A 15,883-nucleotide genomic window follows, 5' to 3' on the forward strand; every position below is an offset into this window, starting at 1 on the left:
CGCATTACTCGTCTAGGTCCTGTCCGGCGTCAGCAGTTCCGCGGCCCGCAGCGCGATCTCCAGCCGCAGGCGGTGCTCGGGATCGTTCAGGCGGTCCCCGAACAGCTCCTCGATCCGGCGCATCCGGTAGCGCACGGTCTGCGGGTGCACGCCCAGCCGCTCCGCCATCTCCGGCGCGCTCCCGCTGGACTGCAGCCACGCCAGCAGCGTCTGCCCGAGCCGGGTGCGCTGCTTGTCGGTCAGCCCGTGCAGCGGGGCCAGGCACCTCTCCCGCAACTGTCCGATCAGGAACTCGTCGGCCAGCAGCCACAGCGTCGCCAGGTGGTCGTCGGCGTGCAGCACCGGGGTCCGCGGGAGGATGCCGCGCACGCTCAGCTCCATCGCGCGGCGCGCCCAGCGCAGCGACACGGCGGCCTCCGCCAGGGGCACCCGCGGCCCGACCGCGACCCGCCAGCCGCGCAGCGCCCCCTCCAAATCCTCCGGTGGCGCGGCCGCGAGCAGGCACGGCTGCGGGCTCTCCAGGTCCGCGAGGACCTCGGCGGGCAGCGCGGGCGGCGGCAGCCGGTGCTGGTCGTGGCGCGGCTCCAGGGCCATCGCGACGACCTTGTCCGGCACGTGCCACCCGGCGGCGCCGGCCAGTCCCTCGACGGCCTGCGGCGCGGGCGCGGGCTCGGACAGCACCAGGCCGAGCAGCTGCCTGCGCTGCCGCGCGCGGGTGCCGGCCGCGCGGGCCTGCGCGGCGCGGTAGCCCTGCACCGACAACGCGGAAATCTCGTCCACATAGGCCAGTACGGCCTCGGCGCCGACGTAGAGCAGGTCCGACGGCAGGCCGCGCGCCTGGCCGACCTTGGCGATGTAGCGCCACGCCGCCAGCCCGCCGACCCGGTAGGCCGTCTGGATCTGGTCCAGCGGGCGGCCCTCGCTGTACTCGATGCGGCCCAGGTGCCGGAACACGCCGATCCAGTTCTCCTGGTTCACCGCCGGGTTGCCGAGGTTGTCCAGGCACTGCCCGACCGCCTCCCGCACGCCGCGCACGATGACCTCGCCGAACGGGCCCTCCAGCGGCCGGGCGTACTCGGGCACCGCGCGCTGGATCTCGGCCAGGATGACCCGGGTGAGCGCGTCGGCGTGCGGGCGGAACACCTTGGTCAGCTCGCGCGGCAGCGACGCCCACAGCGCGCCGGCCCGGCCGAGCACCCGGGCCTCGCCGGGCGGGCGGCGCGGGTGCGGCGCCCGCGGCGGCGCGGTGCGTCCGGGCCGGACGTCGGCATCGATCGTCATGTCAACCCCTGCTCGGGAACCCGCAGCGCTGGCGGTGGATGGAGTTTTTCGCCGGCGGCACGCTGATCGTGACCCGCTCGCGGAGCCAACATGGCATCACCCGGCCCGCGTTGGCAAGAACCGTTGACACACTCCGAATTCCTCCGCCACCCGTTCGGGTGACGAGTGTCGAAGCGGGTGACACCCGGCCGGGGCCGGGTTCGCGCGTGCCTCACAAAGCCCGCTCCCCGGTCCCGAGTCGCCTGCGCAGCACCAGGTGCAGGCCGAACCGCGTGTCCGCGTCGTCCAGCCGGTCGCCGAACAGCTCGCGCAACTGGTGCAGCCGCGCCCGCACGGTCTGCGGATGCACGTGCAGACGGCGCGCGATCTCCGGTGCGCCACCACGGGTTTCCAGCCAGGCGAGCAGGGTTTCGCCGAGCCGGGCGCGCTGCCGGTCGCTGACCGCGTCCAGCGGCGCCAGGTACTTCGCGGACAGCCGCTCGGCGAGGAAGTCCTGGGAACGCAACCAGAGCGTGCCGAGGTGGTCGGCGCACCACACGACGTCCCCGGGCAGCGCCAGGCCGCGGCGGGCCAGCCGGTGCGCGGCGGCGGCCAGGGCGAGCGGAACCGGGGGCGACACCGCGGCGCGCGCGGGTTTTTCCCAATTGCCGGACAGGATCTCGAGTGCCCGCTCCGGGCTCGGGGTGATCAGGCACGGGCGGTCGCCGTCCGGACCGGCGAGGACGTCGTCGCCGAGGCGGCCGGCGGGCAGGCCCTCGGCGTGCGCGAGCGCGATGACGGAAACCTCCCCGGGCAGCCGCCACCCCGCGTCCGCGGCGGGTCCGGTGAGATCGGGCTGCGGCTCGGCCAGGACCAGGGCGGCCAGCCGGCGGCGCAGTTCGTCGCGGGCGGAGCCGGGCGGGTGCTGCGCCGCCTGGAAACCTTCGAGCGCGGTCGCGGACAGCTCGTCGACGAAGGCGAAGATCGCCTCCGCCGCGGTGGTGAGGGTCTGCGGGCCGGCGCCGAGGTCGCGCAGCACCGGGGTCAGGTACTGCCAGGCGACCCGGCCGCCGATGCGCACCGCGGCCTGCAGGGCGTCGAGCGTGCGGCCCTCGGCGAACTCGCGCCGCCCGCGCTGCCGGAACTGCCGCACCCACTCGCTGTGGTCCGGGCGCGGGTTGCCGATGCAGCGGAAGCAGTGCCGCACCGCGACCTCGATGCCCTCGGTCAGCGCGCGGGCGAACCGGCCGCCGGGCGGGCCGGCGTACTCCGGCACCTCCCGCCGCACCTCGCGCACGATCGTCTCCGCGAGCGGCCGGGTGTGCGGCTCCAGGGCGGCCGCGAGTTGTCGGGGCGCGGCCGCCAGGGCCTGCGCGCTGCGGTAGTCCGGCACTTCCCACCCCCTTGACGCGCCGGGACCAAACCTGAAGCTGCCTCGCGTTCGTGCAGGTCAGCCGATGGGACGAACGATGCTACCGCCTGGTAGCAAGACCGGGCAGTAACCCTCGGCACTCGATCGGCGACAATCCGGGCGTCGAGGGGAGCGGGACATGACCAAGCGGCTGGTGATCTGCTGCGACGGGACCTGGAACACGCCGGACCAGCCGGCGCCGACCAACGTGTGCCGGGTCGCGCTGGCGGTCGCGCCGTCCGACGGGGCAGGCCGCGAGCAGCGGATGTTCTACCACTCCGGCGTCGGCACCCGGCCCGGCGAGCGCCTGTGGGGCGGGGCGTTCGGGTTCGGGTTGTCCCGCACCGTGCGCGAGGCCTACCGGTTCCTGGTCCGCACCTTCGAGCCGGGGGACGAGCTGTTCCTGTTCGGGTTCAGCCGCGGCGCCTACACCGCGCGCAGCCTCGCCGGGCTGGTGCGCAACTGCGGCATCCTGCGCCCCGAGCACGACGACCGGATCGGCGAGGCGTACGCGCTCTACCGCGCCCGCGGGTCGAAAACGCATCCGCGCTCGGCGGCCGCGGAGCTGTTCCGCCGGTCGTACTCGCGCGAGACCCGGATCCGGTTCCTCGGCGTGTGGGACACCGTCGGGGCGCTCGGCATCCCGCTGTCCGGGCTGCGGCTGGTCAACCTGGTGAACCGGCGGCGGCAGTTCCACGACACCGAGCTGAGTTCGAGCATCGACGCGGCCTGCCAGGCGCTCGCGATCGACGAGCGCCGCCCGCCGTTCCGGCCCGCGCTGTGGCGGTCGAGCGGCCGGACGCGCGTCGAGCAGGTCTGGTTCGCCGGGGTGCACTCCGACGTCGGCGGCGGCTACCCGGACCGCGCGCTGGCCGACATCAGTCTGTTGTGGATGGTCGAGCGGGCGCGGGCGCACGGGCTCGCGTTCGAGCCGGGGGCGTTCGCGACCGCGGAGCCGGACCCGCTGGGGCAGGCGCACGAGTCGCGCGCCGGGTTCTACAAGCTGATGCGCCCGCACGTGCGGACCCTGGGCACGACCGCGCACGAGTACGCGGCGTCCAGCGCGGTCCAGCGGCAGGCGATGGTCGCCGGGTACGCCCCGAACCTCGACACGTACCTGTCGGAGGGCGGCGCGGTGCTGCCGGTCGGCAGCGACGAGGGAGAGCGCTTCCCGGTGCCCAGCCCCGCACCGGAGCCCGCCTGACCGCGTCCCCGAACGCAGAACTCACGCGCCCGAACGCAGAACTCACGCGCCTGAGCGTGGGACTCGCGGGCGTGAGGAGTTCTGCGTTCGCGTGACGGGTGCGGTCAGCCGCGGGTCAGGCCGTGTGCGGCGGCGCCGCGGCTGAGCACCACCTGGTCGGTGCGCGCCAGCGCCTCCGCGGCGCGTGACCGGTCCAGCGCGGGGTCGTCGGCGGTGCGCAACCGGATCGGGGGGCCCAGGTCGATCACCGTCGGCACGTACTCGGCCCGGTCCACCGTCCATCCCGCGCCGGAACGGGTGAAGTGGAACCGCCCGATCAGGCCCTCCTCGGTCGTCCCGCGGGGCTCGGAGTGCCGGGCGATCGAGTTGCCCAGCCCGTAGGCCACCCACTTGCCGCCGATCTTCTCCATCGGCTGAACCACGTGCGTGTGGTGGCCGATGATCAGGTCCACCGCCGGGTCCGACAGCACCCGCTGCGCGATCTGCCGCTGCGCGGCCGTCGGCTCGTGCTGGTACTCCGTACCCCAGTGCAGGCTCGCGATCACCATCTGCGCCCCGGCCGCCCGCGCCGCCCGGGCCTCGGCGAGCACGGCGTCGGTGTCGAGCGTGTTCGACACCCACTGCTTGCCGCCGGGCAGCTTCTTGCCGTTGAACCCGAACGTGTAGGACACGTGCCCGACCTTGGCCCCGCGCACGTCCAGCACCAGCGGCGTGCGCGCCTCCTGCTCCGTCCGCGCCGAGCCGGTGTGCCGGATCCCGGCCTCGTCCAGCTCGTCCAGCGTCCGGTTCACGCCCGCGGTGCCGGTGTCGATCGTGTGGTTCGACGCGGTCGAGCAGTCGTCGTACCCGGTGTCGGCCAGCGCGTCGGCGATCTCCGGCGGTGCGCTGAACTCCGGGTAGCCCTGGAACGGGCCCTCCTCGGGCGCGAGCGGCGTTTCCAGGTGGCACACCGCCAGATCGGCCGAGCTGATGTCGTCGCGGATCCCGGCCAGCAGCGGCCGGTAGTCGCGCTTCCCGCCGCCGTCGGCGACGGCCTGTTCGGTCAGCGCCGGGTGGATCAGCACGTCCCCGGTCGCCGCGACGGTGAACCCCGCCTCCGCCGGCGGGGCCGCCACGCTCGGCGCGGCCGGCTCGACGGGCGCGTCTTCGTCCGGTGCGAAGCAGGCGGCGAGCACCGCGCCCGCCGCGAAGCCCGCGAGAACCAGACGGATGCGCATGACTCCCGATCCTGCCAGAGGGCCACTCTCGGTGCTTCCGGCACCGAGAGTGGCCCTGGCGTTCACCCGGTCAGGGCTTCAGTGCTCCCGACAGGGCGGTGGCGTCGCGACGGAGAGTCTCCGCGGCGAGCCGGTCCGGGACCTTGGTGCGGTCCTGGGTGATGGCTGCGAAGTTCCGCAGCGCGTCCCGGGCGGCGTTGATCCGCCCGGCGTCGGCGTGCTTCTGGGCCGTGTCGAGGGCGTTGTGCAACTGCATCGCCCCCGTCCTGGTGACCCCGCCGGCGTCGCGGAACCGGTCGATCAGGGCGCGCACGTCACCGAACGACGTCCCGGTCGTGAAGTTCACGGCCTTGGTCGTGGTGAGCCCGGCCCGGTCGGTCACGGTCACCGACAGCTGGTGCGCCCCGAGCGGCAGCCGCCACAGCTCCAGCGGCGTGCCCGGCGTGACCGGCCGACCGTCCACCGTGGCCTGGACCGTGCCCACGCCGGACGCGGCGTCGGTCGCGGTGACCACCGGCGTCAGGGCCGCGGCGTCACCGAAGGCCTGCCCCTCGGTCACCCCGCCGATCGTCACCGCGGGCGCGGTCTTGTCGATCTTGACCGTGAGCGTGCCCGGCGCGGACACGTTGCCGCCGTTGTCCGTCGCCCGGTACAGCACCGTCGTGGTGCCCTCGGCCGACAGCGTCACCGGGTTGGCCGCGTTGGCCCACGTGGCGCCGTTGTTCACCGAGTACTGCCTGCTGGCCACCGTGCCGTTGTCGGTGGCGGACACGGTCAGCGTGACGTTGCCCGTGTACCAGCCGTTCGCCCCGGTCGGCGCCGACGGCGTCAGCGCGGCCGACACCGTGGGCGGCGTCTTGTCCGCGACCCCGGCGCCCTGGAACGTGAAGGCGTCGACGTCGACCCCGCCGCTGGAGGTGACGAACAGCTTGCCGGCGCCCGAGGGCAGCCCGGACAGCGGTGTGGTCACCGTCCGCCAGCCCGCACCGGCCGGGACGTCGATCGTCGCGAACGGCGCCGCGTCGGCGGCGTTCCACCGCAGCTGCAGCTGGCCGGCGCCGCGTGCCTTGGTCTGCACGCCGGTGATGCCGCTGAAGTTCACCGGGTCGTAGGCCAGCCAGTCACCGGCGTCGAAACCGGTGATCGCGCGCAGCCCGGACGCGGTGGAGTCGTCGGTGATCGTCACGCCGCTCGACTCGTCGGCGTGCTCGCCCTGCATGAGCTTCGGGTTCAGGATCGCCTGCGCCTCACCGGTCGCCGGCGGCACACCGTTCGCGCCGTTGTCGGTGTAGGTCACGTTGAGCACGCCGAAGACGTTCTCCGTCTCACCGTGCCCGGCGTCGGTCGGCGTGGCCACGGCGCCGGTGCAGCCGGTGCCGCTGTTGACCGGGTGCCCGTGCTGGTTGTGGCCCAGGCCGAACGCCCACGACACGCGGCTGCACACCGGGGTCGTGCCGTCCTCCGGGTCGTTGACGGTCACCGCGTAGGGGATCGCGTCGCCCCAGTCGAAGAACCCGCCGTGCGCCGGGGCGGTCAGCCCGACCGTGGGCGCGGTGTTGCCGATGGTGACCTGCCGGGAGGTCAGGCCGTGCCTGCCCGCCGGGTCGGTGACCCGCAACCGGGCCTCCACCTGCCCGTTCGCGGTGTAGGTGTGGGTCGCCCGCGGCCCGGTGGCGTCGAAGGTGCCGTTGCCGTCGAAGTCCCACTCGTAGGTCAGCGCCGCACCCTCGGGGTCGCTGGAGGTGCTGCCGTCGAAGGACACCGTGAGCGGCGCCTGCCCGGACGACGGGGTCGCCGTCATCCGCGCGGTCGGGGTCTTGTTGCCCTGCGCGAAGTCGATCCGGTACAGCCCGGCGTCCGGGTTCTGCCGGAAGAAGCCGTCCCCGTAGTCCAGGACGTAGAGCGAGCCGTCCGGGCCGAACTCCAGGTCCATCGGGTTGTCCCAGATCGGCTGGCCCAGCGTGGACAGATCCTTGTTCGGCAGGAAGTTCTCCAGCTTCGTCACCGGGCCGTCCGGGCCGGCCAGGGTGAACGCGGCGACGTAGTCCTGCGAGAACTCGCCGAAGAAGGCCTTGCCGTCCCAGTAGGCCGGGAACTTCGTCGGCGACGGGTTGTTCGCGTCGTAGTGGTAGACCGGGCCGCCCATCGGGGCCTGGCCGCCGCTGGAGCGGAACGCGGTCAGCTCGGGCCACGGCTGGTCGCTGTCCTTGTCGCCGTACCACAGGGTGGCCGGGGTGGACGGCGGCAGCGTGCGCAGACCGGTGTTCCAGCGCGAGTCGTTCACCGGCGCGGCGCAGTCGAACGCCGGGCCCGGGGTGAGGGTGGCGAAGTCGAAGTCCCGGTAGGGCTGGGAGTTGTCGGCCGTGCAGAACGGCCAGCCCGAGTTCATCGGCTTCGTCGTGATCTGCCATTCGACGTAGCCCATCGGGCCGCGGTTCGGGTCGGCGGTGCCGGCGTCGGGGCCGTAGTCGCCCCACATCACCGCGCCGGTCGCTTTGTCCACGGTCATCCGGAACGGGTTGCGCAGGCCCATCACGAAGATCTCCGGCCGCGTCAGCGGCGTGCCGGGGGCGAACAGGTTGCCCTCGGGGATCGTGTAGGAGCCGTCGTCGTTGACGTGGATGCGCAGGATCTTGCCGCGCAGGTCGTTGGTGTTGCCGGCGCCGCGGCGCTCGTCGAGGCCGGGGTTGTAGCCGGGCGCGTCGTTGATCGGGGTGTAGCCGTTGACGTTCGGGCCGGAGGCGGGGGTGTTGCCACCGGTCGACAGGTACAGGTTGCCCTGCGCGTCGAAGTCGACGTCGCCGGCCACGTGGCAGCACTGGCCGCGGTTGGTGGGGATGCGGATGATCTCCTGCTCGGTGCTCAGGTCCAGCGACTCGCCGGTCCACTTGAACCGGGACAGGACGTCGTAGCCCTCCCACTGCTTCCAGTACGAGTCGTCCGCGCCGGCGGGCAGCGTGTTCGGGGCCGAGCCGGGCGGGGTGTTCAGCTTCGGCGAGTAGAAGAGGTAGACCCAGTTGTTCTCGGCGAAGCCCGGGTCGAGCGTCACCGTCTGCAGGCCCATCTCCGAGTTCTGGTAGACGGGGATCGTGCTGACGACCTTGGTGACGCCGGTCTTCGGGTCGGTCAGCCGCACCTCACCGCTGCGCGCGGTGTGCAGCACGCGGTTGTCCGGCAGCACGGCCAGGTCGATGGGTTCGCCCACGTTCTTGGTGAGCGTGATCTTCTCGTAGTTGTGCCAGTCCAGGGCCGGGTCCGCGGCCTGTGCCGCGGCGGGCACGGCGAGGCCGAGCACCGGCAGGGCCGTCACCGCGGCGGCGGTGATCAGCCGTCTCAGGGCAGGGTGCATCGCGAGATCACTCCGGTGGGATTTCGACGGGGAGGGGAGGGGGTCAGCCGCGCAGTTCGGCCAGCGCCTGGTAGCTGCGCAGCGCCGCGCCGAACGAGCCGGGCGGGTTGGGCTGCGTGCTGGGCGCGGTGTCCTGCTCCCAGATGCCGTGGTAGCGGCCGCGGCCGTTGACCCGCTTGAGGAACCGGTCGTAGGGCAGGTCGCCGGCGCCGAACTCGACGATGTCGTAGCCGTTGGGGTTGGCCGGGTTCGCGTCGCCGTCCTTCAGGTGCAGCAACGGGTAGCGGTGCGGGGCGCGGGTGATGTAGTCGGCGGGCTCGAACCCGGGGTAGCGGTACTTGCCGACGTAGGCCCAGTACACGTCCATCTCGAGGTAGACCAGCCGGGGATCGGTGTTGTCGAAGAAGACGTCGTAGAGCCGGACGCCGGGACGGTCGGTGGCGAAGGCGAACTCGCCGGCGTGGTTGTGCTGGTAGAACTTCAGGCCGCGCGCGGCGGCCGCGGCGCCGATGCGGTTGAACTCCTCGGCGGCGGCCTGGTAGCCGGCCACGGTGTTGATGTTGGTCGGGGCGTTGGCGGTGCCGATGTGCTTCAGGCCGAGGATTTCGGCGTTGTCCAGTTCGGCCTGCAGGTTGGTGCGGAAGTTGTTGAGGCCGACGTGACTGCCGACCGCCTTGAGCCCGAAGTCCTTCAGCAGCTGGGCGATCTCGGGCACGGTGATCTGCCGCCCGAGGATCGAGGTGCTCTGGGTGTAGCCGGCGAACTCGATCTCGCGGTAGCCGATGCGGGACAGCTCCTCGAACACGGCGCGGAAGCCGAGCTGGGAGACCTTGTCGCGGACGCTGTAGAGCTGGATGCCGATCTGGTTCTGCGGGACGAGACGGCCGCCGCCCTGGCTGGCGGCGGCGGGCAGCGATCCGGCGAGCGCCGCGGCGCTGACCGCGACGGTCGCCCCCGCCGCGGTGCGCAGGAAACCGCGGCGGTCGAACGACGAGTGGGACACGGATTTCTCCTTCAGCCGAGTGTGAACCGACCCCCTTGTCACGTGCGCCGGTAACGTAGGCAACTTCCGCTGAAAGTGTCCAGAGTTTCGGACTTTCCGGAACAAAGTTCGGCCGCGTCTGCTCAAAAGAGGCGGGAACGGGTCTACAGTCGGGGCACGCGCGAGCAGCGAGGAGGCTGGTGCCCCCATGACCACCAGCGGTTTTCCCCCGTCGGCCGAGACCCGCGAGCAGGCCGGGCTGCTCGCCCTGCTGCGGGACGAGGGCCCGATGGCGCGGGTCGAACTGGGTGAACGGCTCGGGGTGCCGCGGGCCCGGCTGGCGGCGGAGATCACCCGGCTGGCCGAAGGCGGGCTCGTCGAATCCGGCGGCCCGGCGGCCAGCCGCGGCGGGCGGCGGTCGACGCTGGTGCGCCTGGCCGACGACGTGCGCTTTCTCGGCGTGGACGTCGGCGCGACGTCGGTGGCCGTGGCGGTGACCGACGGGCGGTGCGAGGTGCTCGCGCGGGCGGTCGAGGACTGCGACGTGCGGCAGGGCCCGGTGCCGGTGCTGGACCGGGTGGAGCAGCTGGCGGCGAAGGTGCTGCAGGACGCCCCCGGGCGGCTCGCCGGGGCCGGGATCGGGCTGCCCGGGCCGGTGAGCTTCCGGGACGGGATGCCGGTGGCGCCGCCGATCATGCCGGGCTGGGACCGGTTCCCGGTGCGCGACCGGCTGGCCGGGCACTGGGGTTGCGCGGTGACGGTCGACAACGACGTGAACGTGATGGCGCTGGGGGAGCGGCACGCCGGGGTGGCCCGGTCGCTGGACGACCTGATCTTCGTGAAGGTCGGGACCGGTATCGGCGGCGGGATCGTCGTCGCGGGCCGCGTGTACCGCGGCGTGGCCGGCACCGCGGGCGACATCGGGCACATCAAGCTCGACGACTACGGGCCGGCGTGCGCCTGCGGCGAGGTCGGCTGCCTGGAGGCCTACTTCGGCGGGGCGGCGCTGGCCCGGGACGCGCTGACGCTGGCGCGCAGCGGGCGGTCCCCGTATCTGGCGGCGTTGCTGGAAAGCCGTCCGGCGCTGACCGCGCGGGAGGTGGCCGAGGCGGCGCAGGCCGGCGACTTCGCGGCGGTGACGCTGGTGCGCGAGGGCGGGCGGCGGCTGGGGCAGGTGATCGCGTCGCTGGTGAGCTTCCTGAACCCCGGGATGGTCGTGATCGGCGGCGGGGTGTCCCGGCTCGGGCACACCCTGCTGGCCGAGGTGCGGTCGTCGGTGTACCGGCGGTCGCTGCCGCTGGCCACCGGGAACCTGCCGATCGTGTTGTCGGAGCTGGGTGACCAGGCGGGCGTGATCGGCGCCGCGTGGCTGGCCACCGATCACGCGTTCAGCGTGCCGGCCTGACCGATCCGGCCTCGCCGGGCGTCGCTTGTCCGAACTTGAGCACACTTTCGGCAGTCCGGTTCAAAAGTAACGATCTGATTGTTACTCCTTTTGCCGGATTGTGGCAGAAGTACCCGCCAGTCAGAGTAGGCGGCGTACGCCAGAGCACTGACACCCAGCACTGAGACCGGCCAGTTTCCCGACGAAGTGGAGCGTCCCCGGTGCCCCATCCTTTCGACCGGCCGACGGACCGCGCCGGTGTTCGCAGAGCCAACCTGTCTCTGCTGGTCCGGCTCCTGCGCCGGCACGGGGGCCTGTCCCGCGCGCAGCTGGCGGCCCTGAGCGGCCTGAGCAAGGCCACCGTCTCCGGCCTGGTCGCCGAACTGGAGGTCCGCGAGCTGGTCCAGGCAGGCGGCCGTCACGAGGGCGGCCAGGGCAGGCCGGGCCAGCTCGTCGAGCTGCGGCCGCGCGGCAACTGGGGCATCGGGCTGGAGGTCGCCGAGGACCACCTCGGCAGCACGGTCCTCGACCTGTCCGGCACCGCCGCCGCCCGCCGCCGCGTCACCTGCGACGTCCGCGCCCTCGGGCCGGAGCGCACCCTCGACGAACTGGCCGCCCTCGTGCTCGCCGCGGTGTCCGAAGTGGACCAGGTCGCGGGCATCGCGGTGGCCGTGCCCGGGCTCGTCGACCCCGCGGGCACCGTCCGCCTCGCGCCGGGCCTGCGGTGGCGCGACCTCGCCCTCGCCGACGGGCTCGCCGCCCGCACCGGCTTCCCGCTCGATCGCGTCGTCGTCGGCAACAACGCCAACCTGGCCGCGCTGGCCGAGGCCGACAGCGGGGCCGCCCGCGGCTGCCACGACGTCGTGTACCTCCTCGGCGGCGTGGGCGTCGGCGCGGGGCTGATCACCGGCGGCCGGCTGATCGGCGGCGCGGCCGGCGAGGTCGGGCACCTGTCGCTGGAACCCGCCGGCCGCCCCTGCGTGTGCGGCCGCCGCGGCTGCTGGCAGACCGCCGTCGGGATCGACGCGTTCCTGCACTCGCTGGCCACTCCGCGGGACCTGGTCCACGACCCGTCCCTCGACCTGGCCCAGCGCACCGCGATCGTGCGCCAGCGCGCCCAGCAGGGTGACCGCCGCGTCCTCGACGCGCTCACCCAGCTCGGCGCCGGCCTCGGCCACGGCATCGCGGTCCTGGCCGACCTGCTCGACCCGCGGATCGTCGTCCTCGGCGGCTACTTCGCGCCGCTGCGCGACTGGCTCGCCGAGCCGATCCGCGCCGAACTGGCCGCCCGCTCGGTGACCGCCGAGACCGGCGGCCCCCGCATCGTGGCGTCCCGGCTCGGGTTCACCGCGGTCGGCACCGGCGCGGCGCAGGCCGCGATCCGGCCCCTGCTGGACGATCCGACGCTGGCCCCGGCCGGCGCCCCGGTGAGCGTGGAGGCGTGATGACCGAAGACCTGTTGTCCATGCGCGGCATCGTCAAGACGTTCCCGGGTGTCCGGGCGCTGGACGGTGTCGAGCTGTCGGTGCGGGCGGGGGAGGTGCACTGCCTGCTCGGCCAGAACGGCGCCGGCAAATCGACCCTGATCAAGGTCCTCGCCGGGGCGCACCAGCCGGACTCCGGCGAGATCCGCTGGCAGGGCGAACCGGTCACGCTGTCCTCCCCGGTCGCGGCCCTGCGCCGCGGGATCGCCACCATGTACCAGGAGCTCGACCTCATCCCCGCGCTGTCGGTGGCCGACAACATCTTCCTCGGCCACGAGCCCGCCCAGGCCGGGTTCACCCGCGACCGGCAGGCCCGCGCGAAGGCCGGCGAGCTGCTGGCGCGGCTGGGCCACCCGGAGATCCACCCCGACCGCGAGGTCGGCGAACTGTCCGCCGCCGGGCAGCAGCTGGTCTCCATGGCCCGGGCCCTGGTCCACGACGCGCGCCTGATCGTGATGGACGAGCCGACCGCCGCGCTCGCCTCCGACGAGGTGGACAACCTGTTCCGCATCGTCGCCGAGCTGACCGCGGACGGCGTGGCCGTCGTCTACATCTCGCACCGGCTCGAGGAGATCCGCCGCATCGGCAACCGCGTCACCGTGCTCAAGGACGGCGCCACCGTCGCGGCCGGGCTGGAGGTCGCCGACGTCACCACCGACCACCTGGTGTCGCTGATGTCCGGCCGCCGCGTGGAGACCGTCTACCCGGAACGCCTGGAATCCACTGTGGACACCGGGACCGAGCTGCTGCGCGTGGAGAACCTGACCCGCCGCGGCGAGTTCTCCGACGTCAGCTTCACCCTGCGCCGCGGCGAGATCCTCGGCCTGGCCGGCCTGGTCGGCGCCGGCCGCAGCGAACTGCTGGAGACCATCTTCGGCGCCCGCAAACCGGACGGCGGCCGGGTCTTCGTCGAGGGCAGGCGGCTCAAGCCCGGTGACGTCCCGAGCGCGGTCAAGGCCGGGATCGGCCTGGCGCCGGAGGAACGCAAGAGCCAGGCGCTGCTGCTGGAGATGTCGGTCGCGCACAACGTGACGCTGGCGAGCCTGCCCGAGTACAGCCGCCTCGGCTTCACCGACCGCGCGCGCGAGATCGGGGACTCGGCCGAGCGCCTGCGGCAGCTGGACCTGCGCCCGGCGGACCCGCGCCGCCCGGTGGGCACGCTCTCCGGCGGCAACCAGCAGAAGGCGGTCGTCGCGCGCTGGCTGGTGCGCGGCTGCTCGATCCTGCTGCTGGACGAGCCGACCCGCGGCGTGGACGTCGGCGCGCGGGCCGAGCTGTACCGGCTGATCCGCGAGCTGGCCGCGGCCGGGGTCGGGCTGGTGCTGGTCTCCAGCGAGATGCCCGAGGTGCTCGGGCTCGCCGACCGCGTGCTCGTGCTGCGGGAGGGCCACGTGGTCCGCGAGGCCCCCGCGAGCGAGCTGACCGAAGCAGACGTGCTGAATCTGGTGATGGAGGGAAGTGCGGCATGACGAAGGACTCCTCGTCGGTGTTGCCGGAGGCCACGCAGGCCCCGCCGCCCCCGGCCGCGCCGCCGGCCCCGAAGGCCGCGCGCGGGCGGTTCCCGGTGGACGCCCGGCTGGCCGGGCTGTTCGGCGTGTTCGTCCTGCTGTGCCTGGTGGGGTGGCTGACGCGGCCGGACGCGTTCTTCACCGAGGGCAACCTCTCGACCGTGCTGCGGCTGGCGGCCGCGATCGGCGTGGTGAGCGTCGGCATGACGTTCGTGATCATCAGCGGCGGGATCGACCTGTCCGTCGGCTCGATCGTCGCGCTGTCCAGCGTGTGGGCGACGACGCTGGCGACGCAGTCGTTCGGCCCGGTGGTGATGGTGGTCTGCGCGCTGGCGGTCGGCGTCGGCTGCGGCCTGATCAACGGCGTGCTCGTCTCCTACGGCAGAGTGGTGCCGTTCATCGCCACGCTCGCGATGTACGCCTCGGCGCGCGGCCTGGCCGAGCGGATCAGCGGACGGCAGACCCAGGTCGTGCGGGAAACCGGGTTCCTGACCGTCTTCCGCGGTGACTTCCTCGGCATCCCGGTGCTGATCTGGATGTTCGCCCTGGTGTTCGTGGTCGGCTGGGTCCTGCTCAACCGCACCACGTTCGGCCGCCGCACGTTCGCCGTCGGCGGCAACACCGAGGCCGCGCGCCTGGCCGGCATCAACGTCAAGCGGCACACCGCGCTCGTCTACGCCGTGGCCGGGCTGTGCTGCGGCATCGCGGCGATCATGGTCGTGGCGCGCACCACCTCGGGCGCCTCGACCAACGGCCTGTACTACGAGCTGGACGCGATCGCCGCGGTGGTCATCGGCGGCACGCTGCTCTCCGGCGGCCGCGGCACCCTGATCGGCACGCTCATCGGCGTCCTGATCTTCACGGTGCTGGGCAACATCTTCACGCTCAACAACCTCGACACCGACATCCAGAACATCGCCAAGGGCGCGATCATCGTGCTCGCCGTTCTGCTGCAGTTCCGCACCAACCGCAGTCGCAAGTCCACTTAGGAAACACCACCCCCGACGACCACTGGAGTTCGCCATGTCCGGACCATCCTCCCTCGCCCGCCGCCGCTTCCTCACCGGTGGCGCGGCCGTCGGCGCCGGCGCCCTGCTGGCCGCCTGCACGTCCAACGAGTCGCCGCAGTCCGCCCCGCAGGCCGTCGCCGGCACCGCGGGCCAGAACGCCCAGCCCGGCAAGCACGTGACGATCGGCTTCTCCGCCCCGGCCGCCGACCACGGCTGGATGGCGGCGATGACCAAGAACGCCCGCGCCCAGGCCGGCCGGTTCTCCGACGTCACCTTCACCGCCACCGAGGGCACCAACGACGTCAACCAGCAGATCGCCCAGGTCGAGACCCTGATCAACCAGAAGGTCAACGTCCTGGTGATCCTGCCCTTCGACGGCAAGGCCCTCACCCAGGCCGGCCAGCAGGCCATGGACGCCGGCATCCCGGTCGTCAACGTGGACCGGGTGTTCGACACCCCGCTGGCCTACCGCACCTGGATCGGCGGCGACAACTACCGCATGGGCGTCAACGCCGGCAACTACATCGCCGGGGAGCTGAAGAAGAAGGGCGTGAGCAACCCGGTGATCGGCGAGGTCGCCGGCATCGACTCGCTGCCGCTGACCCAGGAACGCAGCCAGGGCTTCAAGGACGCGCTCGCCAAGCACGGGTTCGCCGTCGGCCCGCGGGTGTCCGCGCAGTTCACGCCGGAGAGCGGCGAGCAGATGACCTCGAACCTGCTCCAGTCGGCCAGCAGGCTCGACGCGCTGTGGAACCACGACGACGACCAGGGCATCGGCGTGCTCGCGGCCATCGACAACGCGCGCCGCAGCGAGTTCTTCATGGTCGGCGGCGCCGGGTCGCGCAACATGATGGACCTGATCAAGGCCGACAGCGGCGTGATGAAGGCGACGGTCCTCTACAGCCCGTCGATGGCGTCCTCGGCGATCGCCCTGGCCCGGCTGCTCGGCCAGGACAAGGGCATCGGCGACCTCGCCGAGCACGAGATCCCCGCGAACGTCACGACCTACTCGGCCGTGGTGACCAAGGAGAACGTCGATTCCTATGCCGATGTCGCCTTCGACTCCTGACCCCG

The 15,883-nt window shown here is 73.0% G+C and carries 11 protein-coding genes; 6 read left to right on the forward strand and 5 right to left on the reverse strand.

The window, feature by feature from the left end:
- Positions 1-12: 12 nt before the first annotated feature.
- Positions 13-1,281, reverse strand: coding sequence for a PucR family transcriptional regulator (locus L1857_RS16660; protein WP_249465541.1), 1,269 nt, complete (start codon positions 1,279-1,281; stop codon positions 13-15).
- 211 nt (positions 1,282-1,492) lie between these two features.
- Positions 1,493-2,653: a helix-turn-helix domain-containing protein gene (locus L1857_RS16665; RefSeq protein ID WP_249465544.1), complete on the reverse strand. Its 1,161-nt coding sequence runs from the start codon at positions 2,651-2,653 to the stop codon at positions 1,493-1,495.
- A gap of 157 nt (positions 2,654-2,810) precedes the next feature.
- Here L1857_RS16665 and L1857_RS16670 point away from each other — a divergent pair, with 157 nt between their 5' ends.
- Entirely contained in the window at positions 2,811-3,875 is a 1,065-nt protein-coding gene (locus L1857_RS16670) for a T6SS phospholipase effector Tle1-like catalytic domain-containing protein (protein WP_116109993.1), read from the forward strand.
- A gap of 104 nt (positions 3,876-3,979) precedes the next feature.
- Here the strand turns inward: L1857_RS16670 and L1857_RS16675 are convergent, their stop codons facing one another.
- The 3 genes from L1857_RS16675 to L1857_RS16685 all read right to left on the reverse strand — a co-directional run bounded on the left by L1857_RS16675 (position 3,980) and on the right by L1857_RS16685 (position 9,444).
- Positions 3,980-5,092, reverse strand: coding sequence for a CapA family protein (locus L1857_RS16675; protein WP_116109994.1), 1,113 nt, complete (start codon positions 5,090-5,092; stop codon positions 3,980-3,982).
- A gap of 70 nt (positions 5,093-5,162) precedes the next feature.
- Entirely contained in the window at positions 5,163-8,441 is a 3,279-nt protein-coding gene (locus tag L1857_RS16680) for a PQQ-dependent sugar dehydrogenase (protein ID WP_240323104.1), read from the reverse strand.
- A gap of 43 nt (positions 8,442-8,484) precedes the next feature.
- Positions 8,485-9,444, reverse strand: a complete 960-nt coding sequence (locus tag L1857_RS16685; RefSeq protein ID WP_116109995.1) for a sugar phosphate isomerase/epimerase family protein — start codon at positions 9,442-9,444, stop codon at positions 8,485-8,487.
- A gap of 187 nt (positions 9,445-9,631) precedes the next feature.
- Between L1857_RS16685 and L1857_RS16690 the strand changes: the two genes are divergently transcribed.
- The 5 genes from L1857_RS16690 (at position 9,632) to L1857_RS16710 (ending at position 15,878) form a co-directional block, all read left to right on the forward strand.
- The gene (locus L1857_RS16690; RefSeq protein WP_249465547.1) at positions 9,632-10,828 is read left to right on the forward strand and encodes an ROK family transcriptional regulator; all 1,197 of its coding nucleotides are present in this window, start codon (positions 9,632-9,634) and stop codon (positions 10,826-10,828) included.
- 200 nt (positions 10,829-11,028) lie between these two features.
- Positions 11,029-12,252 carry an ROK family transcriptional regulator gene (locus L1857_RS16695; RefSeq protein ID WP_249465549.1) on the forward strand — a complete coding sequence of 408 codons (1,224 nt, stop codon included), beginning with the start codon at positions 11,029-11,031 and terminating at the stop codon, positions 12,250-12,252.
- Positions 12,252-13,760: a sugar ABC transporter ATP-binding protein gene (locus L1857_RS16700; protein ID WP_249465552.1), complete on the forward strand. Its 1,509-nt coding sequence runs from the start codon at positions 12,252-12,254 to the stop codon at positions 13,758-13,760. The genes L1857_RS16695 and L1857_RS16700 overlap by 1 nt, the downstream gene beginning before the upstream one ends.
- Positions 13,757-14,788 carry an ABC transporter permease gene (locus L1857_RS16705; RefSeq protein ID WP_094006994.1) on the forward strand — a complete coding sequence of 344 codons (1,032 nt, stop codon included), beginning with the start codon at positions 13,757-13,759 and terminating at the stop codon, positions 14,786-14,788. Before L1857_RS16700 ends, L1857_RS16705 begins: the two co-directional genes overlap by 4 nt.
- A gap of 34 nt (positions 14,789-14,822) precedes the next feature.
- Entirely contained in the window at positions 14,823-15,878 is a 1,056-nt protein-coding gene (locus L1857_RS16710; RefSeq protein WP_162830650.1) for a substrate-binding domain-containing protein, read from the forward strand.
- The last annotated feature ends 5 nt before the right edge of the window (positions 15,879-15,883 follow it).

This window comes from Amycolatopsis thermalba, from assembly GCF_023376025.1.
Classification (GTDB): Bacteria; Actinomycetota; Actinomycetes; order Mycobacteriales; family Pseudonocardiaceae; genus Amycolatopsis_E; species Amycolatopsis_E thermalba.

Bases quoted from the DNA above. Each gene is read 5' to 3' on its own strand.
- L1857_RS16660 (WP_249465541.1), bottom strand. From the start codon at position 1,281: ATGACGATCGATGCCGACGTCCGGCCCGGACGCACCGCGCCGCCGCGG.
- L1857_RS16670 (WP_116109993.1), top strand. From the start codon at position 2,811: ATGACCAAGCGGCTGGTGATCTGCTGCGACGGGACCTGGAACACGCCG.
- L1857_RS16675 (WP_116109994.1), bottom strand. From the start codon at position 5,092: ATGCGCATCCGTCTGGTTCTCGCGGGCTTCGCGGCGGGCGCGGTGCTC.
- L1857_RS16680 (WP_240323104.1), bottom strand. From the start codon at position 8,441: ATGCACCCTGCCCTGAGACGGCTGATCACCGCCGCCGCGGTGACGGCC.
- L1857_RS16690 (WP_249465547.1), top strand. From the start codon at position 9,632: ATGACCACCAGCGGTTTTCCCCCGTCGGCCGAGACCCGCGAGCAGGCC.
- L1857_RS16700 (WP_249465552.1), top strand. From the start codon at position 12,252: ATGACCGAAGACCTGTTGTCCATGCGCGGCATCGTCAAGACGTTCCCG.
- L1857_RS16705 (WP_094006994.1), top strand. From the start codon at position 13,757: ATGACGAAGGACTCCTCGTCGGTGTTGCCGGAGGCCACGCAGGCCCCG.
- L1857_RS16710 (WP_162830650.1), top strand. From the start codon at position 14,823: ATGTCCGGACCATCCTCCCTCGCCCGCCGCCGCTTCCTCACCGGTGGC.